The sequence below is a fragment of the Ornithinimicrobium sp. CNJ-824 genome, assembly GCF_001942405.1.
GTDB classification, from domain to species: domain Bacteria; phylum Actinomycetota; class Actinomycetes; order Actinomycetales; family Dermatophilaceae; genus Ornithinicoccus; species Ornithinicoccus kibberensis.
Genome location: NZ_MKKA01000008.1, coordinates 20,786 through 39,919, shown reverse-complemented (window position 1 = coordinate 39,919; position 19,134 = coordinate 20,786). Strand labels below are relative to the sequence as shown.

21 protein-coding genes and 2 pseudogenes are annotated in these 19,134 nt (G+C 74.4%); 14 read left to right on the top strand and 9 right to left on the bottom strand.

Going from position 1 to position 19,134, the window contains the following annotated elements; all coding sequences use genetic code 11:
• Positions 1 to 259: 259 nt before the first annotated feature.
• Complete coding sequence (gene ccsB / locus BJF81_RS03510) at positions 260 to 928, top strand: c-type cytochrome biogenesis protein CcsB (protein ID WP_237769995.1); 669 nt, start codon at positions 260 to 262, stop codon at positions 926 to 928.
• Positions 925 to 1,215 carry a DUF4229 domain-containing protein gene (locus tag BJF81_RS03505; RefSeq protein WP_075957177.1) on the top strand — a complete coding sequence of 97 codons (291 nt, stop codon included), beginning with the start codon at positions 925 to 927 and terminating at the stop codon, positions 1,213 to 1,215. The genes ccsB and BJF81_RS03505 overlap by 4 nt, the downstream gene beginning before the upstream one ends.
• Positions 1,216 to 1,237: 22 nt before the next feature.
• On the opposite strand, the gene BJF81_RS03500 is transcribed toward BJF81_RS03505, so the two are convergent.
• The 7 genes from BJF81_RS03500 to arsB form a co-directional block, all read right to left on the bottom strand.
• Complete coding sequence (locus BJF81_RS03500) at positions 1,238 to 2,110, bottom strand: 1,4-dihydroxy-2-naphthoate polyprenyltransferase (RefSeq protein ID WP_075957176.1); 873 nt, start codon at positions 2,108 to 2,110, stop codon at positions 1,238 to 1,240.
• A 10-nt stretch (positions 2,111 to 2,120) separates the two neighbouring features.
• Positions 2,121 to 2,396, bottom strand: a complete 276-nt coding sequence (locus BJF81_RS03495; RefSeq protein ID WP_075957175.1) for a PLD nuclease N-terminal domain-containing protein — start codon at positions 2,394 to 2,396, stop codon at positions 2,121 to 2,123.
• A gap of 6 nt (positions 2,397 to 2,402) precedes the next feature.
• The gene (locus BJF81_RS03490; RefSeq protein WP_075957174.1) at positions 2,403 to 3,635 is read right to left on the bottom strand and encodes an AMP-binding enzyme; all 1,233 of its coding nucleotides are present in this window, start codon (positions 3,633 to 3,635) and stop codon (positions 2,403 to 2,405) included.
• A gap of 2 nt (positions 3,636 to 3,637) precedes the next feature.
• A complete protein-coding gene (locus BJF81_RS17180) occupies positions 3,638 to 4,009 on the bottom strand; it encodes a hypothetical protein (protein WP_075957173.1) in 372 nt (123 codons plus the stop codon).
• Positions 4,010 to 4,377: 368 nt separating this feature from the next.
• Positions 4,378 to 5,289 carry a 1,4-dihydroxy-2-naphthoyl-CoA synthase gene (locus BJF81_RS03480; RefSeq protein ID WP_075957209.1) on the bottom strand — a complete coding sequence of 304 codons (912 nt, stop codon included), beginning with the start codon at positions 5,287 to 5,289 and terminating at the stop codon, positions 4,378 to 4,380.
• Positions 5,290 to 5,433: 144 nt separating this feature from the next.
• On the bottom strand, positions 5,434 to 5,793 hold the full coding sequence (locus tag BJF81_RS03475) for an arsenate reductase ArsC (protein ID WP_083663966.1): 360 nt from the start codon (positions 5,791 to 5,793) through the stop codon (positions 5,434 to 5,436).
• Between the two features lie 50 nt (positions 5,794 to 5,843).
• Positions 5,844 to 6,932 carry an ACR3 family arsenite efflux transporter gene (gene arsB / locus BJF81_RS03470; RefSeq protein ID WP_075957171.1) on the bottom strand — a complete coding sequence of 363 codons (1,089 nt, stop codon included), beginning with the start codon at positions 6,930 to 6,932 and terminating at the stop codon, positions 5,844 to 5,846.
• Positions 6,933 to 7,034: 102 nt separating this feature from the next.
• On the opposite strand from arsB, the gene BJF81_RS03465 reads away from it, so the two are divergent.
• From BJF81_RS03465 to BJF81_RS18970, 3 genes and pseudogenes are all read left to right on the top strand, one after another.
• The gene (locus BJF81_RS03465; protein ID WP_075957208.1) at positions 7,035 to 7,394 is read left to right on the top strand and encodes an ArsR/SmtB family transcription factor; all 360 of its coding nucleotides are present in this window, start codon (positions 7,035 to 7,037) and stop codon (positions 7,392 to 7,394) included.
• Positions 7,395 to 7,429: 35 nt separating this feature from the next.
• Positions 7,430 to 8,308: pseudogene (locus BJF81_RS18975) on the top strand (o-succinylbenzoate synthase); the annotation flags it as partial.
• Positions 8,309 to 8,626: 318 nt separating this feature from the next.
• Entirely contained in the window at positions 8,627 to 9,892 is a 1,266-nt protein-coding gene (locus BJF81_RS18970) for an ammonium transporter (protein ID WP_075957207.1), read from the top strand.
• A gap of 16 nt (positions 9,893 to 9,908) precedes the next feature.
• Here the strand turns inward: BJF81_RS18970 and BJF81_RS03450 are convergent, their stop codons facing one another.
• Positions 9,909 to 10,412 carry a MarR family winged helix-turn-helix transcriptional regulator gene (locus tag BJF81_RS03450; RefSeq protein ID WP_075957170.1) on the bottom strand — a complete coding sequence of 168 codons (504 nt, stop codon included), beginning with the start codon at positions 10,410 to 10,412 and terminating at the stop codon, positions 9,909 to 9,911.
• A 112-nt stretch (positions 10,413 to 10,524) separates the two neighbouring features.
• On the opposite strand from BJF81_RS03450, the gene BJF81_RS20760 reads away from it, so the two are divergent.
• The 4 genes from BJF81_RS20760 to BJF81_RS03435 all read left to right on the top strand — a co-directional run bounded on the left by BJF81_RS20760 (position 10,525) and on the right by BJF81_RS03435 (position 13,666).
• Positions 10,525 to 11,259: an ABC transporter transmembrane domain-containing protein gene (locus BJF81_RS20760; RefSeq protein WP_342447062.1), complete on the top strand. Its 735-nt coding sequence runs from the start codon at positions 10,525 to 10,527 to the stop codon at positions 11,257 to 11,259.
• The gene (locus BJF81_RS20755) at positions 11,223 to 12,410 is read left to right on the top strand and encodes an ABC transporter ATP-binding protein (RefSeq protein WP_342447061.1); all 1,188 of its coding nucleotides are present in this window, start codon (positions 11,223 to 11,225) and stop codon (positions 12,408 to 12,410) included. The genes BJF81_RS20760 and BJF81_RS20755 overlap by 37 nt, the downstream gene beginning before the upstream one ends.
• Before the next feature lie 102 nt (positions 12,411 to 12,512).
• Positions 12,513 to 12,914 carry a cold-shock protein gene (locus BJF81_RS03440; protein ID WP_075957169.1) on the top strand — a complete coding sequence of 134 codons (402 nt, stop codon included), beginning with the start codon at positions 12,513 to 12,515 and terminating at the stop codon, positions 12,912 to 12,914.
• Between the two features lie 5 nt (positions 12,915 to 12,919).
• Positions 12,920 to 13,666, top strand: a complete 747-nt coding sequence (locus tag BJF81_RS03435; protein ID WP_075957168.1) for a DUF3027 domain-containing protein — start codon at positions 12,920 to 12,922, stop codon at positions 13,664 to 13,666.
• 47 nt (positions 13,667 to 13,713) lie between these two features.
• On the opposite strand, the gene BJF81_RS03430 is transcribed toward BJF81_RS03435, so the two are convergent.
• Positions 13,714 to 13,962 carry a DUF2530 domain-containing protein gene (locus BJF81_RS03430; protein WP_075957167.1) on the bottom strand — a complete coding sequence of 83 codons (249 nt, stop codon included), beginning with the start codon at positions 13,960 to 13,962 and terminating at the stop codon, positions 13,714 to 13,716.
• A gap of 18 nt (positions 13,963 to 13,980) precedes the next feature.
• On the opposite strand from BJF81_RS03430, the pseudogene BJF81_RS03425 reads away from it, so the two are divergent.
• From BJF81_RS03425 to BJF81_RS03410, 5 genes and pseudogenes are all read left to right on the top strand, one after another.
• Positions 13,981 to 15,458 (top strand): annotated as a pseudogene (locus BJF81_RS03425) (NCS2 family permease).
• 39 nt (positions 15,459 to 15,497) lie between these two features.
• A complete protein-coding gene (locus BJF81_RS03420; protein WP_075957166.1) occupies positions 15,498 to 15,926 on the top strand; it encodes a MarR family winged helix-turn-helix transcriptional regulator in 429 nt (142 codons plus the stop codon).
• 5 nt (positions 15,927 to 15,931) lie between these two features.
• Positions 15,932 to 16,390, top strand: coding sequence for an MFS transporter (locus tag BJF81_RS20750; RefSeq protein WP_342447067.1), 459 nt, complete (start codon positions 15,932 to 15,934; stop codon positions 16,388 to 16,390).
• The gene (locus BJF81_RS03415) at positions 16,387 to 17,214 is read left to right on the top strand and encodes an MFS transporter (RefSeq protein WP_342447066.1); all 828 of its coding nucleotides are present in this window, start codon (positions 16,387 to 16,389) and stop codon (positions 17,212 to 17,214) included. The genes BJF81_RS20750 and BJF81_RS03415 overlap by 4 nt, the downstream gene beginning before the upstream one ends.
• An 82-nt stretch (positions 17,215 to 17,296) precedes the next feature.
• The gene (locus tag BJF81_RS03410) at positions 17,297 to 19,123 is read left to right on the top strand and encodes a gamma-glutamyltransferase family protein (protein WP_075957165.1); all 1,827 of its coding nucleotides are present in this window, start codon (positions 17,297 to 17,299) and stop codon (positions 19,121 to 19,123) included.
• The last annotated feature ends 11 nt before the right edge of the window (positions 19,124 to 19,134 follow it).

Sequence of the window (19,134 nt, the reverse complement as noted above, 5' to 3'; positions counted from 1 at the left end):
ACCTGGCCGTGACGGGGTCCGCCCGCACCCGTCGCGCGGACCGCCGCGCGCAGGAGCGCGCGCCCCAGGCAGCGGTCGTCGGGGCGGGCGGCGGTGCGGACACGGGCGTGCCGGCCCCGCACGCCCCGGGCGACCACGCCGCCGCCCCCGGGGACGAGCCGTCCGACCGGCCCGCACCGACCCGCCGGTGGGGCGTGGTCGGCCTGCAGCTGACCTGGCTGGCACCTTCGCGGTGGTCGCGGGCACGGTCCTGCGGGCGATGTCGGTCTCGCGTGCCCCCCTGGGCAACATGTACGAGTTCGCCCTCGTCACCGTGGCCTTCGCCCTCGTCGTCTACTCCGCGTGGAGCCTGCGGCAGGACCGGCTGTGGCTGGGCGCCTTCGTCGTCCTGCCCTCGCTGGTGATCCTCGGCGCGGCCCGGCTGTGGTGGTACACCGAGGCCTCCCAGCTGATGCCGGCGCTGGACAACATCTGGCTGGTCATCCACGTCACCATCGCCACCCTCTCCATCGCCCTGTTCACCATCGGCGCCGCGCTCGCCACGGCCTACCTGCTCAAGGACCGGGCCGAGCGGACGGAGGGGTCCCGCGGCTGGCTGGCGGCCCTGCCGGGCGCGCAGGCGCTGGAACGGATGACCTACGGCATCCACATCTTCGCCTTCCCGCTGTGGACCTTCGCCCTGGTCTCCGGGGCCATCTGGGCCGAGCAGGCCTGGGGCCGCTACTGGGGCTGGGACCCCAAGGAGACGTGGACGTTCGTCATCTGGGTCGTCTACGCCGCCTACCTGCACGCCCGGGCGACCAGCGGGTGGAGCACCCGCCGGGCGACCCTCGTGGCCCTGGCCGGGTTCGCCTGCGTCATCCTCAACTACACGGTCGTGAACCTGCTCATGACCGGCCTGCACAGCTACTCCGGAGTGAGCACGTGATCGCCTTCCGCTACACCGTCATGCGCCTGATGATCTTCGTCGGGTTCCTCGCGCTGTTCGTGCTCGTGGGGCTGGACCAGATCTGGGCCCTGGTCTTCGCGGCCCTCTTCTCGATGGTGACCTCCTACTTCCTGCTCGCGCCCGACCGGGAGCGGCTCGCCCGCGGCGTCGAGCGCAAGGTCGAGGAGCGGATGGCCCGCCGGGAGCAGAAGGTCGACGAGGGTCGCACCCTGGAGGACGAGGAGGACGCGGAGATCGAGCCGCCCCGCAGGTCCGGCGAGGCCTGAGGAGGGTCCTCGCCGGGCGGGGTCAGGCCAGCGCGAGCCCCACGGTCAGCGCGACCGCATACCCCAGCTGGAGCAGCCCGGTCTGGGTGAGCGCGGGCAGCAGCTCCCGGCCGTAGGTCTGCCCGAGGACCGAGCGCACGGGGCGGACCGCCAGCGGCGCCGCCAGCAGCCCGACCAGCGCCGTGGGGTGCTGCACGGCGGCCAGCAGGACGGCGAGGAAGGCTCCGACGACCAGCCAGAGGTAGAGCCGGCGGGTGCGCGGGTAGCCCAGGCGCACCGCCATCGTCCGCTTCCCGGCGGCGCGGTCGCCCTCCAGGTCGCGCAGGTTGTTGGTCACGAGGATGGCCGAGGGCAGCAGGCCGCAACCGATCGCCCCGCCGACCGCCCCCAGGTCGATGGTGTGGGCCTGCGTCCAGGTCGTGCCGAGGACGGCGAAGAGCCCGAAGAAGACGAAGACCATGACCTCGCCCAGGCCCCGGTAGCCGTAGGGGTTGCGGCCGCCCGTGTAGTGCCAGGCGGCCCACAGCGCGGCGGCGCCCGCCAGCGCCAGCCACATCGTGTTGGACAGGGCCACCAGGGCCAGGCCGGCCAGGCTGGCCGCGAAGAAGCAGGCGAAGGCGGCCGTCCTGACGTTCCGGGGGTCGGCCACCCCGCTGCCGACCAGGCGCAGCGGCCCCACCCGGTCCTCGTCGGTGCCGCGGATGCCGTCGGAGTAGTCGTTGGCGTAGTTGACCCCCACCTGGAAACCGAGGGACACGACCAGGGCCAGCAGGCCCAGGCCGAGGTCGGAGCTGCCGGCGGCGTGCGCGGCGGCGGTGCCCACCATGACGGGGGCGACGGCGGCGGGGAGCGTGCGGGGGCGTGCCCCCTCGATCCACTGGGCGAGGGTAGCCATGGGGCGGGGCCTACAGTCCCTTCAGGAAGTCCGGGTCGTCGTCCGGGCCCAGCGGGCCGCGGGGCGGGCCGTCGCCGCCGCGGGGCCCGAGGACGGTGTCCAGGATGCTCACGGGGCGGCCGGCGATCAGCCAGGCGACGCCGCCGACGAGCGGGAAGAGCAGGATCATCACCAGCCAGAGGGGCTTGGGCAGGCCGCGGACCTTCTCGTCCTCGGTCTGCACCGCGTCCACGACGCAGTAGATCGTCAGCGCGACCAGCGCGACCGACAGGACCACCCTCAGCACGGACCGTCACCTCCTGCGGGAACGTAGCGAACCCTCATTCTGCCACCCCGGACCGACAGGTCCGTCATCCTGCGGGGCCGCCGAGCAGGCGGGCGACCCGGAGCCGGTCGGGCTTGCCCGAGGGGAGGAGGGGTATGCCGTCGCGCACCGCGACCTGCGCGGCAGGGCGTGGCGGGGGAGGGCGGGGGAGAGGGCCTCCCGCAGCCGGGCGAGGTCGGTGAGGGGGGTGAGAGTCCTGTCGGCGGGCACGAGCAGGGCCGCCACGACCTGGCCCCACTCGGCGTCCGGGACCCCGACCACGGCCGCGTCCCGCACGTCCGGGAGCGCCCGCAGGGCGTTCTCCACGTCCCTCGGTTCGACCTTGTGGCCGCCGGTGACCACGAGGTCGTCGACCCGGCCCAGCACCTCCAGCCGGCCGTCCCGGACGCGTCCCCGGTCGCCGGTGACGAACCAGCGCCGGCCCTCCTGGACGACGAAGGAGGACGCCGTCAGTCGCGGGTCGTCGACGTAGCCGTCGGCCAGCACCGGCCCGGCGAGCAGCACCCGGTCGTCGGCCGGGTCGGTGCGCACGAGGACCCCCGGCAGCGGCCGGCCGTCGTAGACGCAGCCCCCGGCCGTCTCGCTCATGCCGTAGGTGGTGACGACCCGGACCCCGGCGGCCCGGGCCGTGGCCAGCAGGCCCGGGTCGGCCGCGGCCCCGCCGAGAAGGACCGCGTCCAACCGGGCGGCGGCCGCACTGCCCCCCGGGTCGGCCAGCAGCCGGTGCAGCTGGGTGGGCACCAGGGAGGCGTACAGCGGGACCCGCCCCACGCCGGCACCGTCCCCCTCCCCGGCCCGCCCGCCCGCGTCCCGCACGGCGCGGGCGAAGGCGTCGGCGGTGAAGGGTGTCTCGGGGTCCAGGGCCACCGGGACCGTCCCCGCGAGCACCGACCGGGCCAGGACCTGCAGGCCCGCCACGTGGTGCGTGGGCAGGGCCAGCACCCAGCGGCCGTGGCCCCCCAGCACCGTCGCGGTCGCCTCGCCCGAGGCGCGCAGGGCGGACCCGGCCAGCCGGACCCGCTTGGGCCGGCCCGAGGACCCCGAGGTGGCGACGACGACCGCCGGCGCGGAGCGCGCCGCGGCCGGGTCGAGGATCCGACGCAGACGTGGGGCCAGGTCCTGCCAGCGCGCACCGTCCGGGACGACGAGGTCGTCGGGGTGCGCCGGCACGGAGGAGGACGCCGACGGGCGGGCGTCCACGGTCAGCGGGGGGCCGGTGGCTCGAAGGAACGGTCGAGGTCGACGTACCAGCGGCCCTCGACCCGGGTCAGCGTGATGGTCTCCTGCCCCAGGGAGTCGGCGAACAGCGGGGAGACGTTGTCGCCGTCGACCACGGCGGTGTCGCCGTCGACGTCCGCCCCGGTGATCTGCAGCGCCTCGAGCAGGGTGGCGCCGTCCTCGTCCAGCCCCTGGGCGTCCACCTCCTCGGCGAGCACCGCGGGGAGCAGCTCGGTGCACAGCGCGTAGTCCTCCTCGACCTGCACCATGGGGGTCTGCACGTCGGTGAAGGAGATCATGTGGTCGCAGGCCGCGGCGTCCGCGTCCACCATGGCGACGAGGAACTGCCGGGCCACGTCGGCGGCGGCCTGCCCGTCGGCCCCGCCCTCGACCTCGTCCGGGTCGACGGTCGCGCCGGCCGCGTCGGGCCCCGCGGTCGCGTCCGCGCCGTCCGGCGTCCCGTCGGGCGCCGGGGCCGACGTCGTGCCCGGACCGTCGGTCGAGGCGGCCCCGCCGGTCGCGGGGGCCGCGTCCCGGGAGCCTCGGTGGCCGGCGCGTCGACGTCGGGCCGGGGGTGCCGCTCCCGGTGCAGGCCGACAGGGCCAGCAGCGCGGCGGTCGCGGCGATCACAGGTGTGCGTCGCACGGGTGGTTCCTCCCCTCGGCCGGACGGACGGCGGGCTCCAGTCTCCCACGGCCCGGGGGCGAGGTCCCGTCGGCGGCGGTCAGTAGTACCAGGGGTAGCCGGACCAGTCGGGGTCGCGCTTCTGCAGGAACGAGTCCCGGCCCTCGACGGCCTCGTCGGTCATGTAGGCCAGCCGGGTGGCCTCCCCGGCGAAGACCTGCTGGCCCATGAGCCCGTCGTCGGTGAGGTTGAGCGCGAACTTGAGCATCCGCTGCGCGGTCGGGCTCTTGCCCATGATCTCCCGGGCCACCTGCAACGCCTCGGCCTCCAGGTCGGCGTGGTCGGCGACGATGTTGACCGCGCCCATCCGGTGCATCGTCTCCGCGTCGTAGGCCCGCCCGAGGAAGAAGATCTCCCGGGCGAACTTCTGCCCGACCATCTTGGCCAGGTAGGCCGAGCCGTAGCCGGCGTCGAAGCTGCCGACGTCGGCGTCGGTCTGCTTGAACCGGGCGTGCTGCCGGGAGGCGATCGTCAGGTCGCAGACCACGTGCAGGCTGTGCCCGCCGCCGGCGGCCCAACCGTTGACGACCGCCACGACGACCTTGGGCATGGTGCGGACGAGCCGCTGGACCTCGAGGATGTGCAACCGGCCGCCCTCGGCCTTCACCCGCGCCTCGTCGACCCCCTGGGCCGTCGGGTCCGCGTCCGGTGCGCTGGCGTACTGGTAGCCGGACCGTCCCCGGATCCGCTGGTCGCCGCCGGAGCAGAAGGCCCACCCGCCGTCCTTGGGGGAGGGCCCGTTGCCGGTGAGCAGCACCACGCCGACGTCGGGGGAGCGACGGGCGTGGTCCAGCACCCGGTAGAGCTCGTCGACCGTGTGCGGGCGGAAGGCGTTGCGCACCTCGGGCCGGTCGAAGGCGATCCGGACGCAGCCGACGTCGCGCGCCCGGTGGTAGGTGACGTCGGTCAGCTCGAAGCCGGGCACCTCCTCCCACACCTGCGGGTCGAAGATCTCCGAGACGGTCCGCCGGGGGCCGGTGCCGTCGCCGTCGCCGCCGGCGGCGGGGGTGGGGTCGGGGGTGCGCTGCTCGTCCACGCCCGACACCCTAGCCCGGCGTGCCCGGCGTGCCCGGCGAGCCGGGGGCACGGCCGCGGCCTACCGGGCCGCCGGGGCGACCCCGAGGGAGTCCAGCAGGTCGACGACCCGGCGGCGGATCTCGTCGCGGATCGGGCGCACCGCCTCCACGCCCTGGCCGGCGGGGTCGTCCAGCTCCCAGTCCTCGTAGCGCTTGCCCGGGTAGATCGGACAGGTGTCGCCGCAGCCCATCGTGACGACGACGTCGGAGGCCTGCACCGCCTCGGTGGTCAGGACCTTGGGGATGCCGCCGGAGATGTCCACGCCCACCTCGGCCATGGCCTGGACGGCGGCGGGGTTGACCGCGTCGCCGGGGGCCGAGCCGGCGGAGCGAACCTCCACCCGGTCGCCGCCGAGGTGCTGCAGCCAGCCGGCCGCCATCTGGGACCGGCCCGCGTTGTGGACGCAGACGAACAGGACGCTGGGGACGCTCACGAGATCTCCTGGGGGGCTGGGGTGCGGACGGGGAAGCGGCGGCGCAGGGCCAGGGACACGTAGACGAGGCCGACGAGGACGGGCACCTCGATGAGCGGGCCCACGACCCCGGCCAGGGCCTGCCCGGAGGTGACGCCGAAGGTCGCGATGGCCACGGCGATCGCCAGCTCGAAGTTGTTGCCGGCCGCGGTGAAGGCCAGGGTCGTCGTGCGCTCGTAGGACATGCCGAGGACCCACCCGAGCGCGAACCCCATACCCCACATGATCGCGAAGTAGAGCAGGAGCGGCACGGCCATCCGGGCCACGTCCAGCGGCTGGGAGGTGATCCGCTCGCCCTGGAGGGCGAAGAGCAGCACGATCGTGAGGAGCAGCCCGCGCAGGGCCCACGGGCCCACGACCGGCAGGAAGCGCTCCTCGTACCACTCCCGGCCCCGGGCACGCTCGCCCCAGACGCGGGACAGGTAGCCGGCCAGGAGAGGGATGCCCAGGAAGATCAGCACCGACTTCGCGATCTGCCAGGGGCTGACGTCCAGGGCCGCCTGGTCCAGCCCCAGCCAGCCGGGCAGGACGGTGAGGTAGAACCAGCCCAGGCCGGCGAAGGCGACCACCTGGAAGACCGAGTTGAGGGCCACGAGCACCGCCGCGGCCTCGCGGTCGCCGCAGGCCAGGTCGTTCCAGATGACGACCATCGCGATGCACCTGGCCAGGCCGACGATGATCAGGCCGGTGCGGAACTCCGGCAGGTCGGGCAGGAACAGCCAGGCGAGGGCGAACATCAGCGCCGGGCCGGCCAGCCAGTTGAGCACCAACGAGCTGAGCAGCATCCGCCGGTCCGCGACCACGGTGTCCAGCCGGTCGTAGCGGACCTTGGCCAGCACGGGGTACATCATGACCAGCAGGCCCAGGGCGATCGGCAGGGAGATACCGTCGATCTCCACCGCCCCCAGCCACGCGTCCAGGCCAGGCACGAACCGGCCGAGCAGCAGGCCGGCGACCATGGCCACGCCGATCCACACCGGCAGGTAACGGTCGGTCGTCGACAGCTGCGCGGCCGGCCGCGGCGGGGCCAGGGGAGGGGAGGTCATGGAGGTCCTCGAGGTCGCGACGGACGGGGCTGCATCGACGTCCGTCGATGCATCGGAACCCGCAGTCTTGCCCAGGGCTTCGATCCTTGTCAAAGTATGCAGATGAGCTCCCCCGTCCTTGCCGCCCCGGTCCCCGCGGGCGCGGCGTGCGCCCCCTCCTGCCGCCCGGCCGAGGGGCTGGCCGTCGCGGAGGCCGAGCGGCTGGCCGGGCTGCTCAAGGCGCTCGCGGACCCGGTGCGCCTCCGGCTCTACTCGCGGATCGCCGACGCCGACGGGGAGACCTGCGTGTGCGACCTGGGGGACGTGGGGGTCTCCCAGCCGACGGTGTCCCACCACCTGCGCAAGCTGCGGGAGGCCGGCCTCATCGAGAGCGAGCGACGGGGGACCTGGGTCTACTACCGGCCGGTCCAGGACGCGCTGGCCCCGCTGGGGCACGTCGTGCACTGGGCGGACCGGGGCTGAGGCCGCGCGACCGGTCGGCGTGGTTCGATGCGGTCATGACCCCGCTGCCCCCGCTGGACGAGCTCCTCGCCGCCGCCTCCGTGGTCGAGCTGCCGATGCGGGTGCGGTTCCGCGGCGTCGACCACCGGGAGGCGGTCCTGCTGCGGGGACCCCGGGGCTGGGCCGAGTGGGCGCCGTTCGTCGAGTACGACGACCGGGACGCCTCGCGGTGGCTGTCGGCGGCCGTCGAGCTGGGCTGGGGCCGGCTGCCGGAGCCGGTCCGCACCGACGTCGGGGTCAACGCGACCGTCCCGGCGGTGTCCCCGCCGGACGTGGCCGGGGTGCTCGAGCGCTTCCCCGGGTGCCGGACGGTCAAGGTCAAGGTCGCCGAGCGCGGTCAGAGGCTCGAGGACGACCTGGCCCGGGTGGCCGAGGTCCGGCGGATCGCCGGACCGCAGGCCCGGGTGCGGGTGGACGCCAACGGCGCCTGGGAGGTCGAGGAGGCCCGGGAGGCGCTGCGCCGGCTCGGCCGGCACGAGCTGGAGTATGCCGAGCAGCCGTGCGCCCGCGTCGAGGAGCTGGCCGAGCTGCGGGTCGCCCTGGCCAGGGACGGCACCGACGTGCCGGTCGCCGCGGACGAGTCGATCCGCCGGGCGGAGGACCCGCTGCGGGTGGCTCGGGAGGGCGCCGCGGACCTGGTCGTGGTCAAGGTGGCCCCGTTGAGAGGTGTCGCCCGGGCGCTGGAGGTCGTGGCGGCGTGCGGACTGCCGGCGGTGGTCTCCTCGGCCCTGGACACCTCGGTGGGGCTGGCCGCCGGCGTCGCCCTGGCCGCCGCGCTGCCGCAGCTGGAGCACGACTGCGGGCTGGGGACCGCCGCGCTGCTGGCCGCCGACGTGGTCCCCGACCCCCTGCTCCCGGTGGGGGGCCGGCTGACGACGGCCCGGGCCACGACGGTCCGGAACGCGGTCGACCCCGCCCTGCTGGCGGCATACCGGGTCCCGCGGAGCGGGAGCGGTGGTGGCGCGACCGGCTGGGGCGCGCGCACGCGGTCCTGGCCGCCGACCCCGGACCCGGGGCCGGCGACCGCTCGTCCTGAGACAGGTTTTTACCTGCCCGAAACGCGGGAAACGCAACGTTTACCCCGGCGCACCACCTGCGGAAACATCGCTGCCCTTGACTGTGGTGACCACGGTTCGTCGGCCCCGAGGGCGTGGCCGACGCACCGTCCACCGCAACTCTTCAGGAGGCAACAGATGGAACTCACCGCAGGTGACGTCTGGGTCATGGTGTCGGCGGCCCTCGTGCTGCTCATGACCCCGGGCCTGGCGTTCTTCTACGGCGGCATGGCCCGCGCCAAGGCCGCCCTCAACATGGTGATGATGAGCTTCGTCTCGATCGGCATGGTCGGCGTGGTCTGGGTGCTCTGGGGCTACGGGATGACCTCGGCCCCCGGCGTGCTCGGCGGTCTCGTGGGCGACCCGTTCGCCGACCTGGGCCTGGCCGCGCACGTCGGCACCGCCGACCTCGTCGGGATCGGCTTCGGCGCGACCTTCGCGATCATCACCGTGGCGCTCATCTCCGGCGCGGTCGCCGACCGGACCCGCTTCGGCGCCTGGTCGGTCTTCGTCCCGGTGTGGGTGACGCTGGTGTACTGCCCGCTGGCCTTCATGGTCTGGGGCGGCGGGCTGCTGTCGGCCGACGGCGCCGTCGGGCGGGTCTTCGGCGAGGCCATCGACTTCGCCGGCGGCACGGTCGTGCACATCAACGCCGGACTGGCGGCGCTCGTGCTCGTCTACATCATCGGCTCGCGGGCGGACTTCGGCCGGACCAAGGGCTTCCACAAGCCGCACAACATCCCCCTCGTCATGATCGGCACCGCGCTGCTGTGGTTCGGCTGGTTCGGCTTCAACGGCGGCGCCGCGGGCACCGTGGAGGAGGCCGGCCTGATCTGGGTCAACACGATGGTCGCCCCGGCCGCCGCGATGCTGGCCTGGATGCTCACCGAGCGGGTCCGCGACGGCCGGCCGACCTCGATCGGGGCAGCCTCGGGCGTGGTCGCGGGCCTGGTCGCCATCACCCCGGCCTGCGCCAGCGTCTCCCCGCTCGGTGCCGTCCTCATCGGTCTGGTCGCCGGGGTCGGGTCGGCCCTGGCGGTCGGGCTGAAGTACCGGTTCGGCTACGACGACGCCCTCGACGTGGTCGGCGTGCACCTGGTCGCCGGCATCATCGGCACCGTGGCCATCGGCTTCCTCGCCCTCCCGGTCGACGGGGCGGGCGGAGGCCTGCTCTACGGCGGAGGTGCCGACCAGCTCGTCGCCCAGCTGGCAGCGACCGTCTTCACCGTCGTCTACACCGGGGTGCTCACCGCGCTCATCGGGCTGGCGATCGCCCGCACCATCGGGTTCCGCGTGAGCCCGGAGGACGAGGCCCGTGGGGTCGACCTCTCCGAGCACCGGGAGTCCGCCTACGCCTTCGGCGACGGGGATGCCTCCGACGTCGTCGAGGAGGCTCGCGTCTAGCAGGACCGCGCGCGGGTCAGGGCGGGGCACCTCGGGTCGGGGTGCCCCGCCCGTCCGCGTCCCCGGCCGCCAGCAGCGTCAGCAGGATCCGCCGCAGCTGCGCCCGGTCGGGAGGGGAGAGGTCGGCCACGGCCGCGTCGCCGACGGCCCGACGCTCGTCCCGCACCCGCTCCACGAGGGAGCGCCCGGGGTTGGTGAGGGTCAGCAGCACCGCGCGCCGGTCCGAGGGGTCGGGGGTGCGCGCCACCAGACCCGCGGCCTCGAGCGCGTCGGCGACCTCGGTGGCCGACCGGGGGGCCACGCCCAGGTGCTCGGCGAGGGTCGACACCCGGGCGCCGGGAGGCCCGCCGCGCTCGGCGGCACGGCGGGTCAGCCGGGCCACCGCGAGCAGCCCCCGCTCCTGGTGGGGGGTCAGGCCGTGGCGGGCCGCCGCGTCGGCACCCACGCGTCGCCAGCGGCGGGCCAGCCGCAGGAGCAGGTCCACCTCGCTGAGGTCGGAGGGGTCGGCGAGGGACGGCATACCCCGGATCCTAGAGGTGAGGAAATAAAGAGGCAACCTCACTATGTTGTCACCTTCGAACAGGTCCTGGCCGCCGGCACCGACGACCGGCCCCGAACCCGAGGAGACACGGATGCACGACCCGACCCTTCCCCACGGCGCCGCCGGCTCCGGCGAACGGCGCGGCCCCGGCTCCGGTGCCCGTCCGGACCCCCGCGACCGCGCCCAGCTGGTCGCCCACCCCGTCAGCGGGCGACGCGTCCTGGCGCTCTTCTCCCCGCACCGACGCGCCATCGCCGGGGTGCTCGTCCTCATCGTCAGCAGCTCCGCCCTCGGCCTGGTCGCCCCGTTCCTCGTCAAGGAGATCGTCGACGTGGCGATCCCCGAGCAGGACGTGCGGCTGCTGCTGGTGCTGGTCGGCCTCATGGTGGGCGCGGCGGTCCTCACCGCCGTCCTCGGCGTGCTGCAGACCTGGATCAGCACCACGGTCGGCCAGCGGATCATGCACCGGCTGCGCACGGACCTGTTCACCTCCCTGCAGAGTCAGCCGCTGGCCTTCTTCACCCGGACCCGTTCCGGGGAGGTGCAGTCGCGGCTGACCCACGACGTCTCGGGGCTCCAGGGCGTGGTCACCTCGACGGCCACCTCGCTGGCCGGCAACGTCGCCACCGTCGTCGGCACCCTCGTGGCGATGGTCTTCCTGAGCCCGGTGCTGGCGCTGCTCTCCCTCGTGGTCATCCCGCCCGCGGTCGTCGTCACCCGCTCGGTGGCCCGGCTGCGGCGCGACGCCACCGAGCGTCGGCAGCGGCGCTCGCCGGGCTGCACGCCCAGGTGGAGGAGTCGTTGTCCGTCGGCGGGGCACGGCTGAGCAAGACCCTGGGCGCGGGGGAGCGGCTCGCCCGTCGGTTCTCCGACCACAGCGCCGGGCTGCTGGAGCTGGAGGTCGCCGCCCAGATCGCCGGTCGCTGGCGGACGGCCACCATGGGCATCGTCTTCGCCGTGGTGCCGGCCGCGCTCTACCTCGTCGCCGGTCTGCCCGTGACCGGGGCCGGGATCTCCATCGGCACCCTGGTCGCGTTCACCGCCCTGCAGGCCGGCATCTTCCGCCCGGTCATGGGCCTGCTCTCGGTGGGGGTGCAGGTCACCGCCTCGATGGCGCTGTTCAGCCGCATCTTCGAGTACCTCGACCTGCCCGTCGAGGTCGCCGAGCCGGACCCGGCGGCCGCCCGGCACCTGGACCCGGCCACCGCCCGCGGCGAGCTGCGGCTGGAAGGGGTCGGCTACCGCCACCCCGGGGCCGACCGCGACGCGCTCACCGACGTCGACCTGGTCGTCCCCGCCGGGTCCACGGTGGCCCTCGTCGGCAGCACCGGCTCGGGCAAGAGCACGCTCGCCTCGCTGCTCACCCGGCTCGACGACCCCACGCGGGGGCGGGTGCTGCTCGACGGGACCGACCTGCGGCAGCTGCCCTCGGCCGAGCGGGCCGCGGTGGTCGGCGTCGTCTCCCAGGAGACCTACCTGCTGCACGACACCATCCGTGAGAACCTGCGCCTGGCCCGGCCGGACGCCACCGACGAGCAGCTCGAGCAGGCTGCCCGCGACGCGCAGATCCACGACCACGTCCGGTCGCTGCCCGACGGCTACGACACGGTCGTCGGTGCCCGCGGACACCGGTTCTCCGGGGGCGAGCAGCAGCGGCTGGCCCTGGCCCGCACGCTGCTGCGCGACCCGCAGGTGCTGGTGCTCGACGAGGCCACCAGCGCCCTGGACACCCGCACCGAGGCGGCCGTGCAGGCGGCCCTGGGGCGGGTCGGGCGCGGCCGGACCGTCGTGACGATCGCCCACCGGCTGAGCACCGTGCGCGACGCCGACCTCGTGGTCGTCCTGGACGAGGGCGCGGTCGTCGAGCAGGGCACCCATGACGACCTGCTCCGACGCGGGGGCAGGTATGCCGCGCTCGTCGCGGCGGGCGGGGTCGGCCCTGCCGCGGAGGGCGCGCCCGTCGCCCTCGCCGCCTGACGGCGTGGGCGACCCCTCGGAAGGCGTTCGCCACGCCCGCCGCGGGGCGATATCCTCGAGACGACGCTCCATCCACCCCCAACCACTTTCGTGAGGTGTCCCGTGCCCACCGGCAAGGTCAGGTTCTACGACGAGGACAAGGGCTTCGGCTTCCTCTCCAGCGACGAGGGCGACGACGTCTTCGTGCCCCGCACCGCCCTGCCCGCCGGGGTCGAGACCCTTGCCCGAGGGACCCGGGTGGAGTTCGACATCGTGGCCGGGCGCAAGGGCGACCAGGCGCTCCACGTGCGGCTGCTCGACCCGCCACCCTCGGTCTCGCGCGGCCTGACGCTGCGCGACCGCAAGCCCGCCGAGGAGATGGTGGTCGTGGTCGAGGACCTCATCACCCTGCTGGACAGCACGTCGACCTCGCTGCGCAAGGGGCACTACCCCGACCGCGCCCACGGCAGCACGCTGGCCAAGGCGCTGCGTGCCGTCGCCGACCAGTTCGAGGCCGGGAGCTGACGCCGGTGGCCGCGCCCAGGTCCGACGCCGTCCTGACCTCCGCGGTGGAGGTGGCCCGGCTGGCCGCCGAGGAGATCGCCGAGCCCGGCACCGTCGGGGACCACGTCGGCGTCGCGATGGAGGGCGACCGGGTGGCGACCCACTCCTTCGCCTGCACCGCCCGGGCCTACCCGGGCTGGCGCTGGGCCGTGACCCTCGCCCGCCCGCCGCGCGCCCGCAAGGCCACGGTCTCCGAGGTGCACCTGCTCCCGGGCGAGGGGGCGCTGCTCTCGCCCGAGTGGGTCCCCTACGCCGAGCGCCTCGCCCCCGGCGACGTCGGTCCCCAGGACCGCACGCCCTACGTCGAGGAGGACCCGCGGCTCGAGCCCGGCTGGGAGGCCACCGGGGAGGAGGACGTCGACCAGGCCGCCCTCTGGGAGCTGGGGCTGGGTCGTCCGCGCGTGCTCTCGGCCGAGGGTCGCGAGGCCGCAGCCACCCGCTGGTGGGAGGGGGAGCACGGTCCCTCGAGCGAGACCGCCCGCAAGGCCCCGGCCCCCTGCTCGACCTGCGGCTACTTCGTGCCGATGGCCGGCGCGCTGCGCTCGGTCTTCGGCGTCTGCGCCAACGAGTGGTCCCCGGCCGACGGCTCCGTGGTCACCCTGGGCTTCGGCTGCGGGGCGCACAGCGAGGTGGACGTCGAGCGGCGCCCCCCGGAACGGATCGACCCGCCCGTGCTGGACGACGCCGCCGAGATCGAGTTCGTCGAGCGCTGACCGGCCCCCGGCGTCAGGCCTTGCCGAACGTCAGGCCTTGCCGAACGTCAGGCCATCTCCGCGTTGCCGCGCCCCCGGGCCAGGTAGACGTGCCCCAGGGCCCCGCCCACGAGGCCGGCCACCGGGACCCACACCCACCACTGGCGGCCCTCGGAGCGCAGCTCGGGGACGAGGAGCACGACGAGCAGCGCGACCGCCCACAGCAGCAGGCCCCAGCGGACGACCACGATGGTGCGCACCCGGCTCTCCGGGACCGTGATGTCGGTCGGTGACGGGGTCCGGGGCAGCTGGTCCACGGCACTACGCTAGCGCGCATGCCCGAGACCTCCGCCGGCGCCACCGTGCCCGGATCCGCCCCGTCCGGATCCGCCGTCGACCGATACTTCCGCATCTCCGAGCGTGGCTCGACCGTGACCCGCGAGTCCGCGGCGGTCTGGCCACGTTCTTCACGATGGCCTACATCATCGTGCTCAACCCGCTCATCATCGGCACCGTGCCGGACGGGACCGGCGAGTTCCTGGCCGGCGGCGACCTGGCCGTCATCGCCGCCGTGACGGCGCTGGTCGCCGGCGTGATGTCCATCCTCATGGGCGCGGTGGCCAACTACCCGCTGGCCCTGGCCACCGGCCTCGGGCTGAACGCCTTCGTCGCCTACGGCATCGCCAGCCTCGACGGCGTGACCTGGGCGGACGCCATGGGCCTGGTCGTCCTCGAGGGCCTGATCATCCTCGTGCTCGTGCTCACCGGGTTCCGGGAGGCGGTCTTCCGGGCGATCCCGGCCCAGCTCAAGGTCGCCATCAGCGTGGGCATCGGGCTGTTCATCACCATCATCGGCCTCGTGGACGCGGGCGTCGTGCGCAAGCCGGCCGGCCCGGTGCCGGTCGAGCTCGGGGTCGGTGGCTTCCTCGCCGGCTGGCCCACCCTGGTCTTCCTCATCGGGCTGTTCCTCATCGCCGCCCTGCTGGCCCTGCGGGTCCAGGGCGCGATCCTCTACGGGATCGTCACCGCCACGGTGCTCGCGATCGTGGTCGAGGCGATCGTCCAGGTCGGGCCCCGCAACCCCGACGGCAGCAACCCCACCGGCTGGGGCCTCAACGTGCCCGCCCTGCCCGACTCCTGGGTGCGCACGCCCGACTTCAGCCTCATCGGGGAGTTCAGCCTGCTGGGCTCGGCCTCCTCGATGGGCCTGACCGCCGTGTTCCTGCTCGTGTTCACGCTCATGCTCGCCGACTTCTTCGACACCATGGGCACGATGGTCGCCGTCGGCGCCGAGGCCGGGCTGCTCGACGAGGACGGGAACCCGCCGAACACCCGCCGGATCCTCGTCGTGGACTCCCTGGCCGCCGCCGCCGGTGGGGCCGCCGGCGTGAGCAGCAACACCTCCTACATCGAGTCCACCGCCGGCGTGGGCGAGGGGGCGCGCACCGGTCTGGCCTCGATCGTCACCGGCGTGCTGTTCCTGCTCGCCACCTTCCTCTCGCCCCTGGTCGCCGTCGTGCCCCACGAGGCCGCCACCCCGGCGCTGGTCATCGTCGGCTTCCTCATGATGCAGCAGGTCACCGGGATCGACTGGGACGACCTGGAGATCGCCCTGCCGGCCTTCCTCACGATCGTGCTCATGCCGTTCACCTACTCGATCACCGCCGGCATCGGGGCCGGGTTCGTGGCCTACGTGCTGCTCCAGGTCGTGCGGGGCAAGGGTCGCCAGGTGCACGTCCTCATGTGGGTCGTCGCGCTCCTGTTCCTCGTCTACTTCGGGATCGACCCGATCCAGGGCTGGCTCGGTCTGTGAACGATGTCGTTAGGCAGGCAATGACCTAGACTAAGGATCATGCCTGCGCCCGACCCCGAGACGTCCGCGCTGGCGCACGACCTCCGCATCGCGTGCATGCGCGTGGCGCGCCGGGTGCGCTACGACGCCGACAACACGATCCCGCCGCACCTGTTCAGCATCCTCGTCCGCCTCGCCGAGCGGCCCCGCACCGTCGGCGAGCTGGCGACCATCGAGCAGGTCACCGCCCCCAGCATGAGCCGGGCGGTCACGCAGGTGTGCGACTCCGGCTGGGCGGAGCGCTCGGCCGACGAGCACGACGGTCGCCTCGTCCGCCTCACCCTCACCTCCGAGGGGGAGGAGACGGTGCGGCGGGAACGGGCCCACCGGGACGCCTGGATGACCGAACGGCTGGAGGGGCTCACCGCCCCGCAGCGTCGGCTGCTGCGCGAGGCCACCGACCTGCTGGCCCAGGTGGTCGACCGGTGAGCACCATGTTCGCCGCCCTCGCGGTGCGCAACTACCGGATCTACGCCGCCGGCGCGCTCGTCTCCAACGTCGGCACGTGGATGGGGCGCGTGGCGCAGGACTGGGTGGTCCTGACCGAGCTGACGGACAACTCGGCCTCCGCGCTCGGCATCGTCACCGGGCTGCAGTTCCTGCCCATCGTCCTGCTGACCCCGATCGCGGGGGCCGTCTCCGACGCCTTCCCCAAGCGTCGGGTGATGATGGCCAGCCAGTCGCTCATGGGCCTGTTCGCGCTGATCATGGGGCTGTGGGTGCTCTCGGGGCAGATGGAGCTGTGGCACATGTACGTCATGGCCCTGCTGTCGGGCACCGCCGCGGCCTTCGACGCGCCGGCCCGGCAGGCCTTCGTCTCGGAGATGGTGCCCCCGGAGCGGCTGACCAACGCGGTGGGTCTGAACAGCGCCTCCTTCCACTCCGGCCGCTGATCGGACCGGCCTCCGCCGGGCTCCTCATCGCCTGGCTCGGCACCGGACCGACCCTGCTGGTCAACGCGCTGACCTTCGCCGCCGTGCTCGTCGCCCTGCTGGCGATGGACGTCGACCTGCTCGCGCCGCCGCCGGACCGGACCGGGCAGGGGCGGGCCAAGGTCCGGGAGGGCGTGGCCTACGTCCGGCGGCGGCCGGACATCATCCTCATCATGGTGATCGCCTTCATGCACGGCACCTTCGGGATGAACTTCCAGATCACCAACGCCCTGATGGCCACCGAGATCTACGGCAAGGGCGTGGAGGAGTACGGCATCACCGGGTCGGTCATGGCGATCGGGTCCCTCGGCGGGGCGCTGCTGGCCGCCCGGCGCGACCGGCCGCGGTGGCGCCTGCTGCTGGGCTCCCTGGCCGCCTTCGCGGTGATGACCTTCTTCACCGCGACGGCCCCGACCTTCCTGCTCTACACCGTCCTGCTCGTGCCCACCGGCCTGACCGCCCTGACCGTCATGGTCAGCGCGAACGCCATGGTGCAGCTGTCGGTCGACCAGGCCGTCCGCGGCCGGGTCATGGCCCTCTACATGGCGGTGTTCTTCGGCGGGACGCCCCTGGGGTCCCCCCTGATCGGCTGGATCGGTGAGCACTGGGGCGCCCGCTGGACCCTGCTCATCGGCACCATCGCCTGCGGGCTCACAGCCGTCGCTGCGACCATCTACGTCATGCGCCACGACAACCTGCGGCTGCGCTTGAGGGCCAGCTGGCTGCGGCCGCTCGCCCTGGAACGTGGCACGCTGACCGAGCCCCTGCCCGAGAAGGTGATCTGATGAACGCCCGTGCCCGCCGCCTCGTCGTCCTGCTGGCCCTGGCCGCGCTGCTGCTCGCGCCCGTGCTGGCCACCCTGGCCTGATGCCGACCTTCACGACGAGGCCCACCCTCACCGGCACCCACGGGATGGTCTCGAGCACCCACTGGCTGGCCTCGCAGGCCGCCATGCGGATGCTCGAGCTGGACGGCAACGCCGCCGACGGCGCGGTCGCCGCCGGCCTCGTCCTGCAGGTGGTCGAGCCCCACCTCAACGGACCCGGAGGCGACCTGCCGCTGATCGTGGCCTCCGCCGACGACCCGGTGCCCCGCGTCCTCTGCGGGCAGGGCCCGGCACCGGCCGGCGCCACGCCCGACCACTTCGCCGCGGCCGGGCTCGACCGGGTCCCCGGCGCCGGCCCGCTGGCCACGGCGGTCCCCGGGGCGACCGAGGCCTGGCTGGTCCTGCTGCGGGACCGGGGCACGATGACCCTGGCGCAGGTGGCGGCGCCGGCCCTGCACTACGCACGGTCCGGTCACCCCGTGCTGGAGCGGGTCGCAACGACGATCGCCTCGGTGCAGGAGCTCTTCGAGCAGGAGTGGACGACCTCGGCCGACACCTGGCTGGTCGACGGGGCCCCGCCCGTGCCGGGCTCGCTGCTGGCGAACCCGGCCTGGGCCGACACCCTGGAGCGGCTGGTCGCCGAGGAGCGCGCGGCCGGCGGCACCCGGGAGCAGGGCATCGACGCCGTCCGCCGGGCCTGGTCCCAGGGGTTCGTGGCGCAGGCCGTGGACGAGTTCGCCCGGCGCCCCTTCCGGCACCCCGGCGGCCCGGTGCTCCCCGGTGTGCTCACCGGGGCCGACATGGCGGCCTTCGAGGCCACCTGGGAGGACGCCGTCACGGCCGACTGGCAGGGCCACACCATCGCCAAGACCGGCCCGTGGGGCCAGGGCCCGGCCCTGCTCCAGGTCCTGGGGATGCTCGACCAGCTCGCCGCCTCGGGCACCGCCGACGCCACCGACCTCGACACCGTGGACGGCCTCCACGCCCTCGTCGAGACCTGGAAGCTGGCCATGGCCGACCGCGAGGCCTGGCTGGGCGACAGCGCCGAGGTGCCGACGGACGACCTGCTCTCGAGCACCTACCTGGCCGACCGGGCCGCCCTCGTCGGGACGACGGCCGACCGGACGCTGCGGCCCGGCTCGCCCGGCGGGCGCACCCCGAGGATCGCTGCGCAGGCGCTGGCCGTCGAGGGTGCCGGCGCCACCGACGCCACCGGGGGCGAGCCCACCGTGCCCGGCGCCCGCAGCACCGACCCCGTGGTGCGGTCCGACGGCACCGCCCGGGGGGACACCTGCCACGTCGACGTCGTCGACCGCTGGGGCATGCTCGTCTCGGCGACCCCCAGCGGCGGCTGGCTGCAGTCCTCGCCCACCATCCCCTCGCTGGGGTTCGCGCTCGGCAGCCGCCTGCAGATGACCTGGCTGGAGCAGGGCCTGCCCAGCTCCCTCGTCCCGGGCCGCCGTCCCCGGACCACCCTGACGCCCACGCTCGTGCTGCGCGACGGCATACCCGTCCTCGCCTGCGGGAGCCCCGGGGGCGACCAGCAGGACCAGTGGCAGAGCGTCTTCCTGCTCCGTCACCTCGTCGGCGGCCTGTCGCTGCAGGAGGCGATCGACGCGCCCCAGCTGCACACGACCAGCTTCCCGGGCAGCTTCACCCCCCGCGCCACCGAGCCCGGGGTCGTGGTCGCCGAGTCGCGCCTGGGCCCCGACCTGCTGGCCGGGCTGCGGTCCCGGGGGCACGAGGTCGTCGACGCCGGACCATGGTCGCTGGGGCGGCTGTGCGCCGTCGCCCGCGACCCGGGCACCGGCGTGCTCTCCGCCGCCGCCAACCCCCGCGGGATGCAGGGGTACGCCGTCGGGCGTTGACACCCGTTGAT

What these genes read in the sequence shown, in the direction of transcription:
- BJF81_RS20760 (WP_342447062.1), top strand. Translation starts at nt 10,525, where the DNA reads ATGCACGACCCGACCCTTCCCCACGGCGCCGCCGGCTCCGGCGAACGG.
- BJF81_RS03500 (WP_075957176.1), bottom strand. Translation starts at nt 2,110, where the DNA reads ATGGCTACCCTCGCCCAGTGGATCGAGGGGGCACGCCCCCGCACGCTC.
- BJF81_RS20750 (WP_342447067.1), top strand. Translation starts at nt 15,932, where the DNA reads ATGTTCGCCGCCCTCGCGGTGCGCAACTACCGGATCTACGCCGCCGGC.
- BJF81_RS03475 (WP_083663966.1), bottom strand. Translation starts at nt 5,793, where the DNA reads ATGGCGGCCGGCTGGCTGCAGCACCTCGGCGGCGACCGGGTGGAGGTT.
- arsB (WP_075957171.1), bottom strand. Translation starts at nt 6,932, where the DNA reads ATGACCTCCCCTCCCCTGGCCCCGCCGCGGCCGGCCGCGCAGCTGTCG.
- BJF81_RS03465 (WP_075957208.1), top strand. Translation starts at nt 7,035, where the DNA reads ATGAGCTCCCCCGTCCTTGCCGCCCCGGTCCCCGCGGGCGCGGCGTGC.
- ccsB (WP_237769995.1), top strand. Translation starts at nt 260, where the DNA reads ATGTCGGTCTCGCGTGCCCCCCTGGGCAACATGTACGAGTTCGCCCTC.
- BJF81_RS03420 (WP_075957166.1), top strand. Translation starts at nt 15,498, where the DNA reads ATGCCTGCGCCCGACCCCGAGACGTCCGCGCTGGCGCACGACCTCCGC.
- BJF81_RS03410 (WP_075957165.1), top strand. Translation starts at nt 17,297, where the DNA reads ATGCCGACCTTCACGACGAGGCCCACCCTCACCGGCACCCACGGGATG.
- BJF81_RS03450 (WP_075957170.1), bottom strand. Translation starts at nt 10,412, where the DNA reads ATGCCGTCCCTCGCCGACCCCTCCGACCTCAGCGAGGTGGACCTGCTC.
- BJF81_RS18970 (WP_075957207.1), top strand. Translation starts at nt 8,627, where the DNA reads ATGGAACTCACCGCAGGTGACGTCTGGGTCATGGTGTCGGCGGCCCTC.